Annotated in this window: 17 protein-coding genes; 11 read left to right on the top strand and 6 right to left on the bottom strand. The window is 70.2% G+C overall.

Features of this window, described 5'->3' with window-relative positions:
- Nucleotides 1-6: 6 nt before the first annotated feature.
- Nucleotides 7-909 (bottom strand): PAC2 family protein, encoded by a 903-nt coding sequence (locus AMYNI_RS0138885; RefSeq protein ID WP_020673537.1) that lies wholly within the window; start codon nt 907-909, stop codon nt 7-9.
- 51 nt (nt 910-960) lie between these two features.
- Between AMYNI_RS0138885 and metH the strand changes: the two genes are divergently transcribed.
- The 4 genes from metH (at nt 961) to AMYNI_RS0138865 (ending at nt 7,315) form a co-directional block, all read left to right on the top strand.
- Nucleotides 961-4,527 (top strand): methionine synthase, encoded by a 3,567-nt coding sequence (gene metH / locus AMYNI_RS0138880; protein WP_026361476.1) that lies wholly within the window; start codon nt 961-963, stop codon nt 4,525-4,527.
- 8 nt (nt 4,528-4,535) lie between these two features.
- Nucleotides 4,536-5,228: an HAD family hydrolase gene (locus tag AMYNI_RS0138875; RefSeq protein ID WP_245574100.1), complete on the top strand. Its 693-nt coding sequence runs from the start codon at nt 4,536-4,538 to the stop codon at nt 5,226-5,228.
- Between the two features lie 84 nt (nt 5,229-5,312).
- A complete protein-coding gene (locus AMYNI_RS0138870) occupies nt 5,313-6,785 on the top strand; it encodes an AlkA N-terminal domain-containing protein (protein ID WP_020673534.1) in 1,473 nt (490 codons plus the stop codon).
- A gap of 35 nt (nt 6,786-6,820) precedes the next feature.
- A complete protein-coding gene (locus tag AMYNI_RS0138865) occupies nt 6,821-7,315 on the top strand; it encodes a methylated-DNA--[protein]-cysteine S-methyltransferase (RefSeq protein ID WP_020673533.1) in 495 nt (164 codons plus the stop codon).
- A 7-nt stretch (nt 7,316-7,322) separates the two neighbouring features.
- On the opposite strand, the gene AMYNI_RS46475 is transcribed toward AMYNI_RS0138865, so the two are convergent.
- A complete protein-coding gene (locus tag AMYNI_RS46475) occupies nt 7,323-8,135 on the bottom strand; it encodes a class I SAM-dependent DNA methyltransferase (protein ID WP_051116408.1) in 813 nt (270 codons plus the stop codon).
- Nucleotides 8,136-8,345: 210 nt separating this feature from the next.
- On the opposite strand from AMYNI_RS46475, the gene AMYNI_RS0138855 reads away from it, so the two are divergent.
- Genes AMYNI_RS0138855 through AMYNI_RS0138835 form a run of 5 tightly spaced genes read left to right on the top strand, consistent with a single transcriptional unit; the run spans nt 8,346 to nt 12,129 of the window.
- Nucleotides 8,346-8,609, top strand: coding sequence for a phosphoribosyl-ATP diphosphatase (locus AMYNI_RS0138855; RefSeq protein ID WP_026361475.1), 264 nt, complete (start codon nt 8,346-8,348; stop codon nt 8,607-8,609).
- A 35-nt stretch (nt 8,610-8,644) separates the two neighbouring features.
- Nucleotides 8,645-9,490, top strand: a complete 846-nt coding sequence (gene hisG / locus AMYNI_RS0138850; RefSeq protein WP_020673530.1) for an ATP phosphoribosyltransferase — start codon at nt 8,645-8,647, stop codon at nt 9,488-9,490.
- A complete protein-coding gene (locus tag AMYNI_RS0138845; RefSeq protein ID WP_020673529.1) occupies nt 9,487-10,440 on the top strand; it encodes an AEC family transporter in 954 nt (317 codons plus the stop codon). Before hisG ends, AMYNI_RS0138845 begins: the two co-directional genes overlap by 4 nt.
- 35 nt (nt 10,441-10,475) lie before the next feature.
- Nucleotides 10,476-10,994, top strand: coding sequence for a hypothetical protein (locus AMYNI_RS0138840; protein ID WP_020673528.1), 519 nt, complete (start codon nt 10,476-10,478; stop codon nt 10,992-10,994).
- 25 nt (nt 10,995-11,019) lie between these two features.
- Nucleotides 11,020-12,129, top strand: a complete 1,110-nt coding sequence (locus AMYNI_RS0138835; protein WP_020673527.1) for a serine hydrolase domain-containing protein — start codon at nt 11,020-11,022, stop codon at nt 12,127-12,129.
- Nucleotides 12,130-12,132: 3 nt separating this feature from the next.
- On the opposite strand, the gene AMYNI_RS0138830 is transcribed toward AMYNI_RS0138835, so the two are convergent.
- The 3 genes from AMYNI_RS0138830 to AMYNI_RS0138820 form a co-directional block, all read right to left on the bottom strand.
- On the bottom strand, nt 12,133-13,068 hold the full coding sequence (locus AMYNI_RS0138830; protein ID WP_020673526.1) for a ParA family protein: 936 nt from the start codon (nt 13,066-13,068) through the stop codon (nt 12,133-12,135).
- 112 nt (nt 13,069-13,180) lie between these two features.
- Nucleotides 13,181-13,957 carry a thioesterase family protein gene (locus tag AMYNI_RS0138825; protein WP_020673525.1) on the bottom strand — a complete coding sequence of 259 codons (777 nt, stop codon included), beginning with the start codon at nt 13,955-13,957 and terminating at the stop codon, nt 13,181-13,183.
- 27 nt (nt 13,958-13,984) lie between these two features.
- Nucleotides 13,985-14,884, bottom strand: coding sequence for a RecB family exonuclease (locus AMYNI_RS0138820; protein ID WP_020673524.1), 900 nt, complete (start codon nt 14,882-14,884; stop codon nt 13,985-13,987).
- A 158-nt stretch (nt 14,885-15,042) separates the two neighbouring features.
- Here AMYNI_RS0138820 and AMYNI_RS0138815 point away from each other — a divergent pair, with 158 nt between their 5' ends.
- Together AMYNI_RS0138815 and AMYNI_RS0138810 are read left to right on the top strand one after the other, a co-directional pair.
- A complete protein-coding gene (locus tag AMYNI_RS0138815; protein ID WP_157357666.1) occupies nt 15,043-16,197 on the top strand; it encodes a site-2 protease family protein in 1,155 nt (384 codons plus the stop codon).
- 72 nt (nt 16,198-16,269) lie between these two features.
- A complete protein-coding gene (locus AMYNI_RS0138810) occupies nt 16,270-17,097 on the top strand; it encodes a tRNA (adenine-N1)-methyltransferase (protein WP_026361472.1) in 828 nt (275 codons plus the stop codon).
- Nucleotides 17,098-17,106: 9 nt separating this feature from the next.
- On the opposite strand, the gene AMYNI_RS0138805 is transcribed toward AMYNI_RS0138810, so the two are convergent.
- The gene (locus tag AMYNI_RS0138805; RefSeq protein WP_020673521.1) at nt 17,107-17,526 is read right to left on the bottom strand and encodes a hypothetical protein; all 420 of its coding nucleotides are present in this window, start codon (nt 17,524-17,526) and stop codon (nt 17,107-17,109) included.
- Nucleotides 17,527-17,583 lie beyond the last annotated feature (57 nt).

The raw sequence follows: 17,583 nt of genomic DNA, 5'->3' as shown, positions 1-17,583 counted from the left end.
GCCGGCTCACCGGGGTCCGTCCTGCCCGGGGCGCCGCCGTCGCAGATATCGCTCGAACTCGGCGGCGATCTTGTCGCCGCTGGCCTCGTCCAGGGTGATCTCGGTTTCCGCGTCGCCGCGCTCCTCGAGCGAGCGCACGTAGTCGCTGATCTCCTCGTCCTCGTCGGCCATCTCGGAGACGGTCTGCTGCCATTCCTCGGACTGCTCGGGCAGCGCGCCGAGCGGGATCTCCACGTCCAGCACGTCCTCGAGCTTGTGCAGCAGCGCCAGGGTGGCCTTCGGCGACGGCGGGTGCGACACGTAGTGCGGCACCGCGGCCCAGATGGACACCGCCGGGATGCCGGCCTGCACGCAGAAGTCCTGCAGCACGCCGACGATGCCGGTGGGGCCCTGGTAGCGGTTTCGCTCCAGGCCGAACCGGTTGGCGGCTTCGGCGTCGTAGGCGGTGCCGGTCACCGGGACGGGCCGGGTGTGCGGAGTGTCCGCCAGCAGCGCGCCGAGGGTGACCACGGTGGACACCCCGAGGTCTTCGATGTGCTCCAGCAGCTCCGCGCAGAAGGCACGCCAGCGCATGTTGGGCTCGGGGCCCTGGACCAGCACGACGTCGCGCGTATAGCCGTCGGGGCGGCAGACGGCAAGTCTGGTGGTCGGCCATTCCACTCTGCGGGTTACCCCGTCCACCATGCGGACGCTCGGGCGACTCACCTGAAAGTCGTAGTAGTCGTCGGGGCCGAGCTCCGCGAGCGGTTTCGCGTCCCAGCTCAGCTGGAGGTGCTCGATGGCCGTACTGGCCGCGTCACCTGCGTCGTTCCACCCTTCGAAGGCCACCACCATGACCGGTTGCGGCGACTCCGCCTCGTCCTGCTGCGGTGTGTCGGGTTGCTGCTTGTCGTCGGCGGGCTCACTCACCTGACCAGCCTACGACCCGTTCCCCTAGCCGGAGACCGTAGCCTGGGAGACATGCCACAGCATCTTTCATCGCCGCTGCTCGACGCCCTTGGTTCGCGTGTTGTGGTCGCCGATGGGGCGATGGGTACAGCGTTACAGGCACACGACCTGACCTTGGACGACTTCTCCGGCCTCGAGGGCTGCAACGAGATTCTCAACGTAACCAGGCCGGACGTGGTGCGCGGGGTGCACCGTGGCTACCTGGCGGCCGGCGCGGACGCGGTGGAGACCAACACCTTTGGCTGCAACTTCGCGAACTTCGCCGAATATGACATAGAAGACCGGATTTTCGAACTTTCTGAGATCGGCGCCAGGCTCGCCCGCGAGGTCGCGGACGAGTTCTCCACTTCGGACCGGCCGAGGTTCGTGCTGGGCTCGGTCGGCCCCGGCACCAAGTTGCCCACCCTGGGCCACGCGCCCTACTCCCAGCTTCGCGACGCGTACGTGGAAGAGGTCCGCGGCCTGCTCGTGGGCGGTGTGGACGCGGTGCTGGTGGAGACCACTCAGGACATTCTGCAGACCAAGGCCTCGATCGTCGCCGCGCACCGCGCCATGGCCGCCGAGGGCCGCCGGGTGCCGGTGATCGCGTCGATCACCGTGGAGACCACCGGCACCATGCTGCTCGGCACCGAGGTTGCCGCCGCGCTGGCCGCGCTGGAGCCGCTGGGAATCGATCTGATCGGGATGAACTGCGCGACCGGGCCCGCCGAGATGAGCGAGCACCTGCGCCAGCTGTCCAAGCACGCCAGGGTGCCGTTGTCGGTGATGCCCAACGCCGGGCTGCCCGAGCTCGGGCCGAACGGCGCGGTGTACCCGCTCGGCCCGGAAGGGCTGGCCGAAGCGCTGTCCGGTTTCGTCCGGGACTTCGGTGTCGGGCTGGTCGGCGGCTGTTGCGGGACCACCGACGAGCACATCCGGCTGCTCGCCGAGACGGTGGCGGACCTGCAGCCGGGGGCGCGCAGGCCGCGTCCGGAGCCAGGGGTCTCGTCGCTGTACCAGGCGGTGCCGTTCAAACAGGACGCCACCGTGCTGATGATCGGCGAGCGGACCAACGCCAACGGCTCGAAAGCCTTCCGCGAGGCGATGCTGGAGGGCAGGCTCGACGACTGCGTCGAGATCGCCCGCGACCAGACCCGCGACGGCGCGCACATGCTCGACGTCTGCGTGGACTACGTGGGCCGGGACGGTGCGGCCGACATGGCCGAGGTGGCCGGACGGCTGGCCACCGCGTCCACCCTGCCGATCATGCTCGACTCCACCGAGGTGGCGGTGCTCCAGGCCGGCCTGGAGCGGCTCGGTGGCCGGTGCGCGGTGAACTCGGTGAACTACGAGGACGGCGACGGCCCGGAGTCCCGGTTCCAGAAGGTCATGGCCATGGTGCAGGAGTTCGGCGCCGCGGTGGTGGCGCTGACCATCGACGAGGAAGGCCAGGCGCGCACCGCCGAGCACAAGGTGGCGATCGCGTCCAGGCTGATCGAGGACATCACCGGCAACTGGGGCCTGCGCACCTCGGACATCATCATCGACACCCTGACCTTCACGGTCGCCACCGGTCAGGAGGAGTCGCGCCGGGACGCGCTGGAGACGGTCGAGGCGATCCGGGAGCTGAAGAAGCGCTACCCGGAGGTGCAGACCACGCTCGGCCTGTCCAACGTCTCCTTCGGGTTGAACCCGGCCGCGCGGCAGGTGCTGAACTCGGTCTTCCTGCACGAGTGCGTGCAGGCCGGGCTGGACACCGCGATCGTGCACGCCTCGAAGATCCTGCCGATGGCCCGTATCCCGGACGAGCAGCGCTCGGTCGCGCTGGACCTGATCTACGACCGCAGGCGCGAGGGCTACGACCCGCTGCAGGAGCTGATGGCCCTGTTCGAAGGGGTCAGCACGGCGTCCAGCAAGGAGTCGCGGGCCGAGGAGCTGGCCGCGCTGCCGCTGTTCGAGCGGCTGGAGCGGCGGATCGTGGACGGCGCCCGCAACGGGCTGGACGTCGACCTGGACGAAGCGCTGAAGGACCGGCCGGCGCTGGCGATCATCAACGACACGCTGCTCTCCGGCATGAAGACGGTGGGTGAGCTGTTCGGCTCCGGGCAGATGCAGCTGCCGTTCGTGCTGCAGTCCGCGGAGGTGATGAAGGCGGCCGTCGCGCACCTGGAACCGCACATGGAGAAGGACGACTCCGGCGGCAAGGGCAGGATCGTGCTGGCCACCGTCCGCGGCGACGTGCACGACATCGGCAAGAACCTGGTGGACATCATCCTGTCCAACAACGGCTACGAGGTGGTCAACCTCGGCATCAAGCAGCCGATCACCACCATCCTGGACGCCGCCGAGGAGAACAACGCGGACGCCATCGGGATGTCCGGGCTGCTGGTCAAGTCGACGGTGATCATGAAGGAGAACCTCGAGGAGATGAACTCCCGCGGGGTCTCCACCCGCTGGCCGGTGCTGCTCGGCGGCGCCGCGCTGACCCGGTCCTATGTGGAGAACGACCTGACCGAGGTCTATCTCGGCGATGTCCGCTACGCCAGGGACGCGTTCGAGGGCCTGCGGCTGATGGACGCGATCATGGGCGCGAAGCGGGGCGAGTCGCCGATCATCGACCAGGAGGCGGAGGCCAAGCGCGCCGAGCGCAAGGAACGCCGGGAGCGTTCGCTGCGCATCGCGGAGGCCCGCAAGGCCAAGCAGCAGGCCGCCGAGGAAGCGCAGGCGCCGCCACCGGCCCGGTCCGATGTGGCCACCGACGTGCCGCTGCCGACCCCGCCGTTCTGGGGCAACCGGGTGGTCAAGGGCGTGCCGGTGGCGGACTACGCGGCCATGCTGGACGAGCGGGCCACGTTCATGGGTCAGTGGGGCCTGCGCGGCGCCAAGGGCGGCAAGGGCCCGACCTACGAGGAGCTGGTGGAGACCGAGGGCCGCCCCCGGCTGCGGTATTGGCTGGACCGGCTGGCCACCGACGGGCTGCTCCAGCACGCCGCGGTGGTCTACGGCTACTTCCCCTGCGTGGCAGATGGCGAAGATCTGGTCGTGCTCACCGAAGCGCGGCCTGACGCGCCGGAGCGGACCAGGTTCACCTTCCCGCGCCAGCGCCGGGACCGGCGGATGTGCCTGGCCGACTTCTACCGCCCGCGCGAACTCGCTCTCGAAGCGGGCGAGGTGGACGTGCTGCCGCTCACCCTGGTCACCATGGGCCAGCCGATCGCCGACTACGCGAACGACCTGTTCGCCGCCGACGCCTACCGCGACTACCTGGAGGTGCACGGCCTCGGCGTGCAGCTGACCGAGGCGCTCGCCGAGTACTGGCACCGGCGGCTGCGCGAGGAGCTGCACTTCGCCAGCGGCGCGGCGATGGCGGACGAGGACCCGGAGGACGTGGAGCAGTTCTTCAAGCTCGGCTACCGTGGTGCTCGGTTCTCGCTCGGCTATGGTGCCTGCCCGAACCTGGAAGACCGGGCGAAGATCGTGGACCTGCTGGAGCCGGAGCGGATCGGGGTGAAGCTTTCGGAGGAGTTCCAGCTGCATCCGGAGCAGTCCACCGACGCCATCGTCTGCCACCATCCCGAAGCCAAGTACTTCAACACCTAGGAGCTTCCGTGACTGAACCGTCCGCTTTGGACGGACCTGTGGCCGTGCTGTGGGACATGGACGGCACGCTGGTCGATTCGGAGAAGCTCTGGGACGTGGCGCTCTACGAAGCGGCCGAGTCGCTGGGCGGCAGCCTGAACGAACAGCAGCGCGCCACCCTGGTCGGGTCCAATATGGACAGTACGGCCAGGTACCTGCTCGAGGTGACCGGCCGCGCGGCCACCGCGGAGGCGATCGCCGAGATGGGGGCCTGGATCCGGCAGCGGACCTCGTCCCTGTTCGACGACGAGCTGCCGTGGCGGCCGGGCGCCGCCGAGGCGCTGGCCGCGGTGCGCGCGGCCGGTATCCCGTCCGCGCTGGTGACCTCGACCGAACGATCGCTGACCGAGCTGGCGCTGAACACCATCGGCCGGGACTTCTTCGCCGTCACGGTGTGCGGGGACGAGGTGGACGGGCTGAACAAGCCGCACCCCCGGCCCTATCTCAAGGCCGCCGAGCTGCTGGGCGCGGACCCGGCGCGCACCGTTGCGGTGGAGGACTCGCCGCCGGGCGCCGAGTCCGCCGCCGCGGCGGGCTGTGCGGTGCTGGTGGTGCCCAACGACGTGCCGGTGGCACCGGGGCCGCGGCGGATCTTCCGCGGCTCGCTGGTGGGCGTGGACCCGGCCGTGCTCGGGGAGGTGCTCGCCGCGGCCCAGCGGTAGCGGTTTCGCGACACCATCGGCGACCGCGAGGATGATGTCGTTTTTTCGCTAGACCACCAGGTCGGTGCGGGCAAGACTGAGCGCATGTACGAAGACGTGGAGCGCTGTGTGCGGGCCGTGCGATCCAAGGACGCCCGGTTCGACGGGTGGTTCTTCACCGCGGTGCTGACCACCGGGATCTACTGCCGACCGAGCTGCCCGGTGGTCCCGCCGAAGGTGCGGAACATGGTCTTCTACCCGAGCGCCGCGGCGGCGCAGCAGGCCGGTTTCCGGGCCTGCAAGCGGTGTCGGCCGGACGCGAGCCCGGGGTCGCCGCTGTGGAACGAGCGCGCGGATCTGGTCGCCAGGGCGATGCGGCTGATCGCGGACGGCGTGGTGGACACCGACGGCGTGCCGGGATTGGCCGCGCGGCTGGGTTACAGCGTGCGCCAGATCGAGCGCCAGCTGCGCGCCGAGCTCGGCGCCGGTCCGCTCGCACTGGCCAGGGCACAGCGGGCGCAGACCGCGCGGCTGCTGATCGAGACGACCACGTTGCCGATGGCCGAGCTCGCGCTGGCCGCCGGGTTCGCCAGCATCAGGGCCTTCAACGACACCGTGCAGGCCGTGTTCGCGCTGTCCCCGACCGAGCTTCGGCGCCGGGCCGCGCACCGGAAGCCGACCTCGGCGCCGGGTGTGCTGTCGCTTCGGCTGCCGTTCCGGGCGCCGCTGTGCCCGGACAACCTGTTCGGGCACCTGGCCGCGACCGCGGTGCCCGGGGTGGAGGAGTGGCGCGACGGGGCGTACCGGCGGACCCTGCGGCTGCCGCACGGTCCCGGGCTGGTCGAGCTGCGGCCGGTCCCGGAGTACATCGACTGCCGGCTCACCCTGAGCGACCTGCGGGACCTGGCGATGGCGATCAGCCGCTGCCGGTGGCTGCTCGACCTGGACGCCGACCCGGTGGCGGTGGACGAGCAGCTGGCCGGCGACCCGGTGCTCGCCCCGTACATCGCGAAGAACCCCGGACGCCGGGTGCCGCGGACCGTGGACGCCGAGGAGTTCGCGGTCCGCGCGGTACTCGGGCAGCAGGTGTCCACCGCCGCGGCGCGCACCCACGCCGCCCGGCTGGTGACCTCGCACGGCGAGCCGGTCGAGGACCCGCACGGCGGGCTGACCCACCTGTTCCCCGGCCCCGATGCGCTCGCCGAAGTGGACCCGGCGACCCTGGCGATGCCGGCCAGTCGCCGGCGGACTTTCGCCGTGCTGGCCGAGGCGCTGGCCTCCGGCGAGCTCGACCTCGGCGCGGGCAGTGACTGGGCGAAAGCCCGCGCCCAGCTGGACGCCTTGCCCGGCTTCGGGCCGTGGACGGTGGAGACCATCGCGATGCGCGCGTTGGGCGACCCGGACGCTTTCATCCCTTCCGACCTCGGTATCCGTGCCGCCGCCGGTGCGCTCGGTCTGCCGGCCGGAGCCGCCGCGCTGACCGCGCACGCCGAGCGGTGGCGGCCTTGGCGCGCCTACGCGGTCCAGTACCTGTGGGCCACCGGCGAGCACCCGATCAACCACCTCCCGGCCGCTTGAACTTGCTTGAACCTGCTTGACCTGAAGGGAAAACGATGATCCGCACCGACAACCGGGCGCACCACGTGGTGGACAGTCCGGTCGGCAAACTGACCCTGGTCGCGGCGGACGGCACGCTGACCGGTCTGTACATGGACCAGCAGCGGTACCGTCCGCCGGAGGAGACCTTCGGCGTGCCGGACGCCGACCTGTTCGCCGACGCCGAGGCCCAGCTCGCCGAGTACTTCGCCGGCGGGCGGACCGTGTTCGAGCTTCCGCTCGCACTGGTGGGCACCCCGTTCCAGCGCCGGGTGTGGACCGAGCTGTGCGCGATCCCGTTCGGCGAGACGATCTCCTACGGCCAGCTCGCCGACCGGCTCGGGCAGCCGACCGCCGCGCGGGCGGTCGGCCTCGCCAACGGCAAGAACCCGATCAGCATCGTGGTGCCCTGTCACCGGGTGGTGGGCGCCACGGGCAGCCTCACCGGCTATGGCGGCGGGATCGAACGCAAGCGCCACCTGCTCGAGTTCGAGCGAGGCGGGCTCTGGTGATCCGGCATCACCGTCCTGGCAGGAACTCTTCCGGGATGTCACCGTGCTTGGTGCCGACCAGCGCCACGTAGTGCAGCGGCTCGCCGTTCACGTTGCGCCGGTGCTCGTACCGCTCGGAGGCGAGCAGTTCGAGGACCTTCTCTTCGCGCAGTCGCCGGACCAGCGTCGCGAATCCCGAGGTGTCGTCGTCGGCGAGGAACCGGTCCTTGATGTTGAACGCGATCCAGCCGTTGTCGCTGACCAGGTTGAACGCCGCGCGGAACGCGGCCGGCGGAATGTCCGCATAGCCGAGCGCGGCCACGCAGCACATGGTGTTGAACTTCGCCGCTTTCAGCTCCGCGTGCACTGCCGGCGGCAGGTCGGTCATGTCGGCGACGTGATAGGCGTCATAGATCGTGGGCCGGTCGCGCAGTGCGGCCTCCCTGGCCTCCGGGATGATGTCCACCCCGATCAGCTTGCCGACGTCCATGTTGTGCAGCTGCTCGCCGACGAGGCCGTTGCCGGCACCGAGGTCGAGCACGCGCAGGTCGCTGCCCGCGAATCCGTCCTGCTGGAGTTCCTCTTTCAGCAATTTCGCAATCACGTCGGGTGAACGGCAGTCAAGAATGCCGTGGAAGAGCTGCTCGTACAGCCCGGGAATTCGGTAAATCTGGTCATAATCGTGAAAACGGAGATCACGCCACTCCCCGTCGACGAGGACCGAACAGTGTTCGGCATCCTGATCGAGCCGATCTGCCGGTAGCGGGAGTTTGATCTGCAGCGGCCCTCCTGAGGCCAAGGTTTCCGAAAAGTTTCGAGCGCGTGACTCCTGGCTGGCCATATCACTTCTTCCCGTTCTCTCAGCGAACTTCGGAGCGGTCGGAGTTTTTAAGCCAAGTGCAATTCTTCGAGTACGTCAACTTTCTTTGCGCCATTTGGAGTATCGCCGGGCGTGTCGCGGGCTCGGCCGCACGGTCGCAGTGTGACCGAGCCGTCACCGTGGGAACCCGGATACTCCCAGCTCAACGCGGGGTGGAAGGATCTGCAGACCGTGAAGACCTTCGATGAGCTGTTCGCCGAGCTTGCCGAACGCGCCAGGACCCGCCCGCAGGGTTCGGGCACGGTCGCGGCACTGGACGACGGCGTGCACGCGCAGGGCAAGAAGGTGCTCGAAGAAGCAGGCGAGGTGTGGATCGCCGCCGAGCACGAGTCCGACGACCGGCTGGCCGAGGAGATCTCGCAGCTGCTCTACCGGGTGCAGGTGCTGATGCTCGGCCGCGGGATCTCCACCGAGGACGTCTACCGCTACCTGTGACCGGTCCGGGCACAGGAATTACAGGGAGTGATCGAATGCTGCGGGTTGCCGTGCCGAACAAGGGAGCGCTGGCCGGGCCGGCGTCGGAGATGCTCGGTGAGGCCGGTTACCGCCAGCGGCATGAGCAGCGCGACCTGACGGTGCTCGATCCGGCCAACGAGGTCGAGTTCTTCTTCCTCCGGCCCAAGGACATCCCGATCTACGTCGGCTCCGGCGAGCTGGACCTCGGCATCACCGGCCGCGATCTCGCGCTCGACTCCGGCGCACCGGTGGAAGAGACCCTGTCGCTGGGCTTCGGCGGATCGACGTTCCGCTACGCCGGCCCCGCGGGGCGCGACTGGCAGCCGGGTGACCTGGCCGGCAAGCGGCTGGCCACCTCCTACCCGCGGCTGGTCCGGGACGACCTGGCCCGCCAGGGCATCACCGCCGAGGTGATCCGGCTGGACGGTGCGGTGGAGATCTCCATCCAGCTCGGCGTGGCGGACGCGGTGGCGGACGTGGTCGGCTCCGGCCGCACCCTGCGCCAGCACAACCTGGTGGCCTTCGGCGACCCGATCTGCGTGTCCGAAGCGGTGCTGGTGCACCGGTCGGGCACCGAGCTGTCGAAGGCGAAGGCCCAGCTCACCGCCCGGTTGCAGGGTGTGGTCTTCGCCCAGCACTACATGATGCTGGACTACGACTGCCCGCGTTCGCTGCTGGACGCGGCGATCGCGATCACTCCCGGCTTGGAGTCGCCGACGGTGGCCCCGCTGGCCGACCCGGACTGGGTGGCGGTGCGGGCGATGGTGCCGCGCAAGGACGTCAACCGGATCATGGACGAGCTGGCGGAAACCGGGGCGAAGGCGGTACTGGCCTCCGATATCCGGTCCTGCCGTCTTTGACCTCAGCGCTGTCCGCGTTCGCGCCCATCTGGGTGCTGACCGGACTGGGCTACCTGCTGCAGCGGTTTTCGGTACTCGGTGAGCCCGCCGGCGCGGTGCTCACCAAGCTGGCGTTCAACGTGGCGATGCCGGCGGTGCTGTTCAGCACCCTGATCGACACCCCGTTCTCCGCGCTGGTGAACGAGGGGCTGATCGCGTTCGGCGTCGGCACGGTCGTGGTCGGCGTGCTCGGCTGCCTGGTCTCCTGGCTGGTGTTCGGCCGCCGTCCTGCCGAGCGCACGTTGACCGGGATGGCGTCCTGCTACGTCAACGCGGCGAACCTTGGCATCCCGGTGGCGTTGCAGGTGCTGGGCAGTTCGTCGTTCATCGTCGCGGTGCTGCTCGTGCAGTCGCTGGTGATGATGCCGTCGATGCTCGCCCTGATCGAGCTGGATGTGCGGCGCGACAACGGTTCCCGCTGGCGTTCGATGCTGCTGCTGCCGGTGCGCAACCCGGTGATCGCGGCTTCCATGCTGGGCGTGCTGGTCGGTACCACCGGGCTGCGCCCGCCGGAGCTGCTGCTGGGGCCGATCCACACCCTTGGCAACGCCGGGGTGGCCACCGCGCTGCTCGTGCTCGGCATGTCGCTCTGGACCGGACGTCGCGGGCAGCCGCGGCCGGGGCCGGAACCCGGCCGCCGCTGGGAGCTGGTGATGGCGGTGCTGCTCAAGGTCGCGGTGCAGCCCGCGGTGGCACTGGGCGCCGGGTTGCTGTTCGGCCTGCCAGGTCCGGTGCTGTTCGCGGCGGTGCTGTGCTCCGCGTTGCCGACCGCGCAGAACGTGTTCATCGCATCCAGCCAGTACTCGATCGATGCCCGGTTCGCGCGCGACTGCGTGCTGGTCACCACGCTGGTGTCGATGGGCTCGCTGTCCCTGATCGCCTGGCTGGCCGGTGCCGCACTGCTCGGCTGAGTTTACGCTATTACGTAATTCTGTACTATGACCGGGTGGACGGTACGGACTTGCCGGCGCGGCTGGCCGAACTGGAGGAGCGGGTCGCCCGGCTCGAACAGCGGGACGTGCAGCAGACCTCGAGAACGGGCGCCGATCCAGAGGTTTTCTGGGCGCTGAACGGCCTGCGCGAACGGCTCGAGCCGGACGCGGGCGCGGTGCTGTTCGCCGGGGCAGCCCCGCTGCCGACCGGGGAGTACTACGAGTGGCAGCAGGCGGCCACCGTCGGCGGCCTGCTCGACCTCGACTGGGCGGAGTGCAGCGCGGCCTTCAACGCACTGGGGCACCCGGTCCGCCTGCTGCTGTTGCGCGAAGTGCTCGGCGGGGCGCGTACCGGGGCGGAGCTGAAGGAGCACGAGGCACTCGGCACCACCGGCCAGCTCTACCACCACATCCGCCAGCTCGTCGCGGCCGGCTGGCTGCAGGCCGCCGGGCGCGGACGTTACGTGGTGCCCGGTGCGCGGGTGGTGCCGCTGCTCGTGCTGCTCGCCGCGGTCAACCCGCCGGCGACCTGACCAGAACCGATCAGAGGGGTAAACGATGACCGGATTCACCAGACGCGGCTTCCTGACCGTGGCCACCGCCGGGGCCGGTGCGGCCCTGCTCGGGGCCACGCCCGCCGTCGCCGGGCCAGACCGCCTGAAGTCCTTAGTGGACGATCATCTGGCGAAAGCCTTGCGGGAGAAAGGATATCCCGGGCTGGTGCTCGGGGCCTTCGACCGGAGACAGAGTTATTCCGCCGGTGCGGGCCGGACCGGCGCGCCCGGTTCACCGGCACCGAAACCCGACACCATCTTCCAGATCGGCTCGATCACCAAGACGTTCACCGGCCTCGCCGTGGCGCTCGGCCAGTGCCGGGGACGGCTGCGGTTGACCGACCCGATGGCCGAGCACTTGCCCGCCTGGCTGCCGATGCCGGTCCGCGGTCCTCGCCCGGTGACCGTCACCGACGTCGCCACGCACACCTCCGGCCTGCCGCCGCTGCCGCCGGGCCTGGCGGAGGACCCCGAGCTGGACCCGGAGGACCCGTACGCCGCGTTCAGCCTGGCCGATCTGGCCAAGGCGTTGCCGCGGACCGAACTCGTCACCGACCCCGGCAGCACTTTCGCTTACTCCAACTACGGGTTCGGCCTGCTCGGCCAGGCGCTCGGCGCGCGTGACGACCGGGGATACGACGCTCTGGCCCGCCGGATCACCGTGCCGCTGGGGTTGTCCGACACCACGGTCGCACTGAGCGCCGCCCAGCGCCGCCGCAAGGCGCAGGGACACGCGCAGGGCGTGCCCACCAAGGACTGGCGGATTCCCACCCTGGCCGGGGCCGGCGCGCTCTACGGCACGGTGGCGGACCTGCTGCGCTACTTGCGCGCCCATCTCGGTGGTGCGCCGGGAGAACTCGCGCCCGCGCTGGCACTGGCCACCCAGCCTCAGTTCACTGTGGACGGAAACACCCGGATCGGGCTGGCCTGGGTGCGACAGCGGCTGGAGTCCACCGGGCACGAGGTGGTCTGGCACAACGGCGGCACCGGCGGCTTCCGCAGTTTTGCCGGCTACAGCCCGGAAACCGGGATCGGGGTGGCGGCTTTGACCAACAGCGACACCGAAGTGGACTCGGTCGCCTTCGCCCTGCTCGAAACGTTGCTGAAGGGCTGAGCGTCAGCGCGGCGGCCGCGGTCGCTTCGGCATCAGGTCGTAGAGCTTCTTCCTGGCCCCGTTGTCGTTGTGGTTGCGGGCGTCGGAGACGTCGGTGATGAAGTCTTCGAAGACGAAGTCCTGCTCGGCCGGCACCACGGCCGGCGCCGGGCCGTTCGCGTGGTAGGTGTCCACCGCGTGCGCGATCTGCCGGAACGCCTCCGCCTGAATGGTCTCCGGCGCGAACGTGGTCACCGGCACCCCGTTCGCGGCCGCTTCGTTCATCACCACGCCGAGCGGGATGTGCGGCAGCACCGGCAAACCGAAGGTGTGCAGCTCGTTCAGCGCAGCCATCGCGTAGTGCGAGATCGGGCGGCGGTACAGCCCCGGCACCAGGCCGTAGTGAATGATCGGCGGACGGCCCACGGTCTGCTCGACATAGGCGAGCTGGTCGTAGAGCAGGCGCAGCGCGCGGATGCTCGTGCGGTCCGGCTGCACCGGTACCAGGATGCCGTGCGTCGCGGCGAGCGCGTTGTTGGTGAGCACATCCAGCGCGGGCGGGCAGTCGATGATCAGATGGTCGTAGTTGGCGAACTGCACCACCCTGGCCAGCTGCCAGCCGGGCACCCGGAACTGGTCGAGCCTGCGGATCAGGTCGAACATGCCGGGCGAGGTCGGGATCACGTCGAAGGCGCCGCCGCGGCCGATGTTGCTGCGGGGATGGCTGACGACCAGCTCCTCGACCGGGCCCTTCCACATCTTGGTGAGCGCCTTGGCCAGGCTGGGCGCCTGCGGGGGCACCTCGGGCAGGCCGAGCATCTCGGTGGTGGCGTGGCCCTGCGGGTCGAGGTCGATCAGCAGCACCCGCCGACCTCTTTCGGCCAGCGCGGCCGCGGTACCGACGCTGAGCGAGGTCTTGCCGACCCCGCCTTTCTGGTTGACCACCGAGGTGATCTGCATGCCTGCTTGCTCCAGATGTTTGTCGTAGCGAGCGTCCTTCAAGCTATCGGATCGCCAACCCTGAATGGGGGACCTTGGCGGTGCTTTTTTCCAGCAGGTCCGCCCCGCTCCTTCACCGCGGCCGGACGAGCAGAGCCTGGCTGCCGAAGCCGAGATGGCCACCGGTGTCGTGCAGCCGGCTGGTGGCCGTGCCGACCCCGTTCGGCCCCGCGACGGTGGCCGCGTCCAGTCCGATCCACTCGCCGACGGGTTCGCGGAAGACGTGCACGGACAGCTCGGAGTTGATGAACCACCAGTGGTCCGGGTCGAGGAAATTGGAGACGCCGTTGCCCGAATCGGCGACGGTGAGCAGCCGTTGCAGCGGACTGGGTTTCTCACCGTCCACAAGGGCGACCCGCTGCCGCACCCAGACCGCCGCCGCGCCGGGGGACTTCATCGCGCCGGCGACCGCCCGCCACTCCATCGCGGTCAGGTACCCGCCGCTCCAGCTCGTCGGCCACGAAGCCTCGGTGAAGCCATCCGGTGCGGGCAGCGGCTCCACCGTGCTTGTGGCGATCTCGGTGGTGTCCGAGCCGGCCAGCCGCCATGCGGACGCGCGGGCGACCGTGCGCTCGCCCGCCACGAGTTCGGCGATGAGCAGTTCCACCGATCGGCCAGGCCGTTCGATCCTGGCCCGCACGGTCAGTTCGGTCAGCGGAGCCGGGCCGAGGATGTCCACCGTGATCCTGGCGAGCATGCCGTCGGTCCGGGATGGCAGTTCCTCCAACGCCCGCACCAGCAAGGCCGACGGCGGCCCGAAGTGCTGTGCGTCGGGTGTCCACGGCCCCGAAGTGTGCTCGGTGGGCTGGAACCGCCCGCCGCCGAGGGGCAGGTAGAACGCATCGGGCAAGTCTTCGCTCCTGTGTCTGGCGGCGGTTCAGTCTGCGCGGTCGAGCGGCGTTTCTTCGCCGGGGTCGGGCTCCGGCCAGCCGGGGTACTCCGGCGGGGTTCCGCCGAATGAAGGGCAGTGTGCCTGGTGGTCGCACCAGCCGCACAACTTACTCGGATTGGGCCGGAAGTCGCCGGTCTTGCCGGCCCGCAGGATGGCCTGCCAGATGGCCTCCAGGGTGCGTTCGAAACGCCGCAGCTCGGCCTCGTCCGGGGTGTAGGCCAGCGACTGCCCGTCGGTCAGGTACATCAGCTTGAGCTGGCGCGGAACCACTCCGCGCAGCCGCCACAGCACCACGGCGTAGAACTTCATCTGGAACATCGCCTTGGCCTCACCGATCTCCCTCGGCGCGGCCCCGGTCTTGTAGTCGACCACCCGGATCTCGCCGGTGGGCGCCACGTCCACCCGGTCGACGTAGCCGCGGAGCCGGACCCCGGAGTCCAGCTCGATCTCCACGTGCAGCTCGCAGGCCTCCGGTTCCAGCCGGGTCGGGTCCTCCAGGCCGAAGTAGCCATCCACCAGTTTCGCCGCGGACGCGAGCCAGTCGTCCACTTCGGCCCGGTCGTCGTCGGCGAACAGCTCGGTCCACTCCGGACGTTCCGCGGACAGTTCCGACCAGGCCGGGGCGAGCAGTTCCTTGGCCCGCTCGGGCAGCCGCTCCGCCGACGGCAGGCCGAACAGCTTCTCCAGCACCGAATGCACCAGGGTGCCGCGCAGCTGCGCCTTGGTCGGCGCCTCGGGCAGCTTGTCCACCGCACGGAACCGGTAGAGCAGCGGGCACTGCTTGAAGTCGCTGGCTCTGGACGGCGACAGCGCGGGGCGGCGGGCGCCGGCAGGGCGGCCGGATGTCGCTGCGGTGGTCGCTGTCTCGGTGCTCACGGTGCTCACGACTCCTCCGCGGGAAAGAGTGCGTCGTCGGTGCTGCTCATTGCCCGAGCGTAGGGCAGCCCACCGACAGCCTCGCGACGGCGCGCGGACGGGTGACGTAGGCCAACCGGGCCGCCCAGATCACCCATGTCCCACACGCGGCGTTTTATCCTTTCTGCATGGCCGCGACCAGCGAACAGAGGCCGAGCCGCTCCACCAGGCCAACTGCGGTGGAGGGCGGGCTGCTGCTGTTCCGGGTCGACGGCGTGCCGGTGCTGCTGGCGCCGTCGTGGTGGATCGGGTCGCTGGTCGTGGTGGTGCTCTACGCGCCACTGGTGGAAAGGCTGCTGCCCGGTGCGGGGATGGCCACCTCCTGGCTGCTGGCCGGGGCTTTCGCCGTCCTGCTCGGCCTTTCCGTGCTGGCGCACGAGCTCGGTCACTGCGTGGTTGCGCTCCGGCTCGGCATCCCGGTGCGCAGGTTGCGGCTGTTCCTGCTCGGCGGGCTGTCGGAGGTGGCCCGTACGCCCCGGAAACCGGGACAGGAGGGCATGGTCGCGGCGGCCGGCCCGGTGGTGTCCATGGCGCTGGCCGGGTTCTGCGGGCTGCTGCTGCTCGCCGTGCCGCCGGGGGGCGCGGCCTGGTTGCTGGTCATCGAGTGCGCGGTGGCGAACCTCGCGGTCGGCCTGTTCAACCTGCTGCCGGGGCTGCCCCTGGACGGCGGCAGGCTGCTTCGCGCCGGGGTGTGGGCGGTCACCGGAACCCGCGCGAAAGGGACAAGGGCCGCGGTGTTCGGCGGTGGCGCGGTCGCGGTCGGCCTGCTCGTCTGGGCGTTGATCGGGCTCGCCGTCGGCAGTGAAGACCGCTGGCTGCGGCTCGGTGTCTGCGTGGTGACCGCCTGGTTCGTGGCGGTCGGTGCCAGCAGCGAACTCGCCGCGGAGAGCAGGCGAAGCTGGCCGGAGGGCCTGACCGTCACCGAACTGATCCGCCCGGTGCTGCAATTGCCGGCGGAAAGCCCGGTGTCCGACGCGCTGGCCGCGTCCGCGGGCAGGGGAGTGGTGCTGGTCCGCGCGGACGGGGTTGCCGCGGGCCTGCTGGACGAGGTGGCCGCGGAACGGCTCGCGATGGCGTCGCCAGGATCGCCGGCGGAACTCGCCGCGGAGCCGATCAGGGCGGAGACCGTGCTGCTGGCCTCGGATCCGGCGGCCGAGATCGCCGAGCGGGTACGCGAAACCCCGGCCTGGCAGTTCCTGGTGGTGGACGAGGAAGGCCGCCCGGCCGGTGTGCTGCGGCGCGAGGATCTGCGGGCCGCGATCTCCTCGCGGCGACAAAGCTAGCGGGCGCTTCCCGGGGCGCGTTGCTGGTCTGCGAAGATCGGACGCCGTATTTGCACCGAAGATGGAGGATGGGTGTCCGCTAGCGGGCCGTTCGTGGCCGGAGACCGGGTACAGCTGACCGATCCGAAAGGACGGCACTACACGCTCGTGCTGGCGGAAGGGGAGCAGTACCACACCCACCGGGGCGCGCTGGCGCACGACGACTTGATCGGCAAGCCGGAGGGTTCGGTGGTGAAGTCCGCCGGCGGCGGCACCTCGTACCTGGCGCTGCGCCCGTTGCTGGCGGACTACGTGCTGTCCATGCCGCGCGGGGCGCAGGTGATCTACCCCAAGGACGCCGCGCAGATCCTGATGTGGGGCGACATCTTCCCGGGCGCGCGGGTGCTCGAAGCCGGTGCCGGTTCCGGGGCGCTGACCTGCTCGCTGCTGCGGGCGGTCGGCCCGGCCGGCAGCGTGACCTCCTACGAGATCCGCGAGGACCACGCGCAGCACGCGGTGCAGAACGTGGAGCGCTTCTTCCACGGCAGGCCGGACAACTGGAGCCTCACCGTCGGCGACCTCGCCACGCACACCGGTGAGGTGGACCGGGTGGTGCTGGACATGCTCGCCCCGTGGGACCAGCTGGAGACCGTCGGCGCGAACCTGGTGCCGGGCGGCGTGCTGGTGGTCTACGTGGCCACCGTGACCCAGCTGTCCACCATCACCGAGGCGCTGCGGGCGCAGAACTGCTGGACCGAACCGGAGTCATGGGAGACCCTGCTCCGGCCGTGGCACGTGGTGGGCCTCGCGGTCCGGCCGGACCATCGGATGGTCGCGCACACCGCGTTCCTGCTCACCACCCGCAAACTGGCCGACGGGGTGCAGCCGCCGCGGCCGCAGCGCCGGCCGAGCCGCGGCTGAGCCCGCCGGTCAGCCGACCTGCGCCCACTGGTAGTTCGCGCACCAGCCGTTGTCCCGCTTGACCAGGCTCACGTCGAGTTCGACCTGGCGCCGTCCGTCGTCGGACACGAACTTGACCCGTGCCGAATCGCCGTCCAGCTCGGGTGTGCCGCGCACCTCGAACTTGGTGTGCTGCTGGGCGGCCGCGGTGTCGAACTTCCTGGCCTGCGCCAGACTCGGCTGGGTGCAGGCGATCCTGGCCAGGTCCTTACTCTGCCCCATGCTCAGCACTCGCGCGTACTCCCTGGCCATGGCGTCCGCGGCGGGCACGTCCTCGTCACGGCTGCCGGACGGCAGCAGGAAGACCACGCCGGCACCGGCCAGCAGCAGGACGGCCAGCACCACCAGCAGCGCGGTCCGATGCCGTGCCGGCCAGGGTCCAGTTCTCATTTCCCCCACGGTTCCCGGCAGCGGCTCGGTTTTCGAAGCCGTTGCCGGGAACCGTTA

It is taken from the genome of Amycolatopsis nigrescens CSC17Ta-90 (assembly GCF_000384315.1).
GTDB classification, from domain to species: Bacteria; Actinomycetota; Actinomycetes; order Mycobacteriales; family Pseudonocardiaceae; genus Amycolatopsis; species Amycolatopsis nigrescens.
The sequence above is the reverse complement of the archived record's forward strand: the minus strand, read 5'-3'. Positions and strand labels throughout refer to the sequence as shown.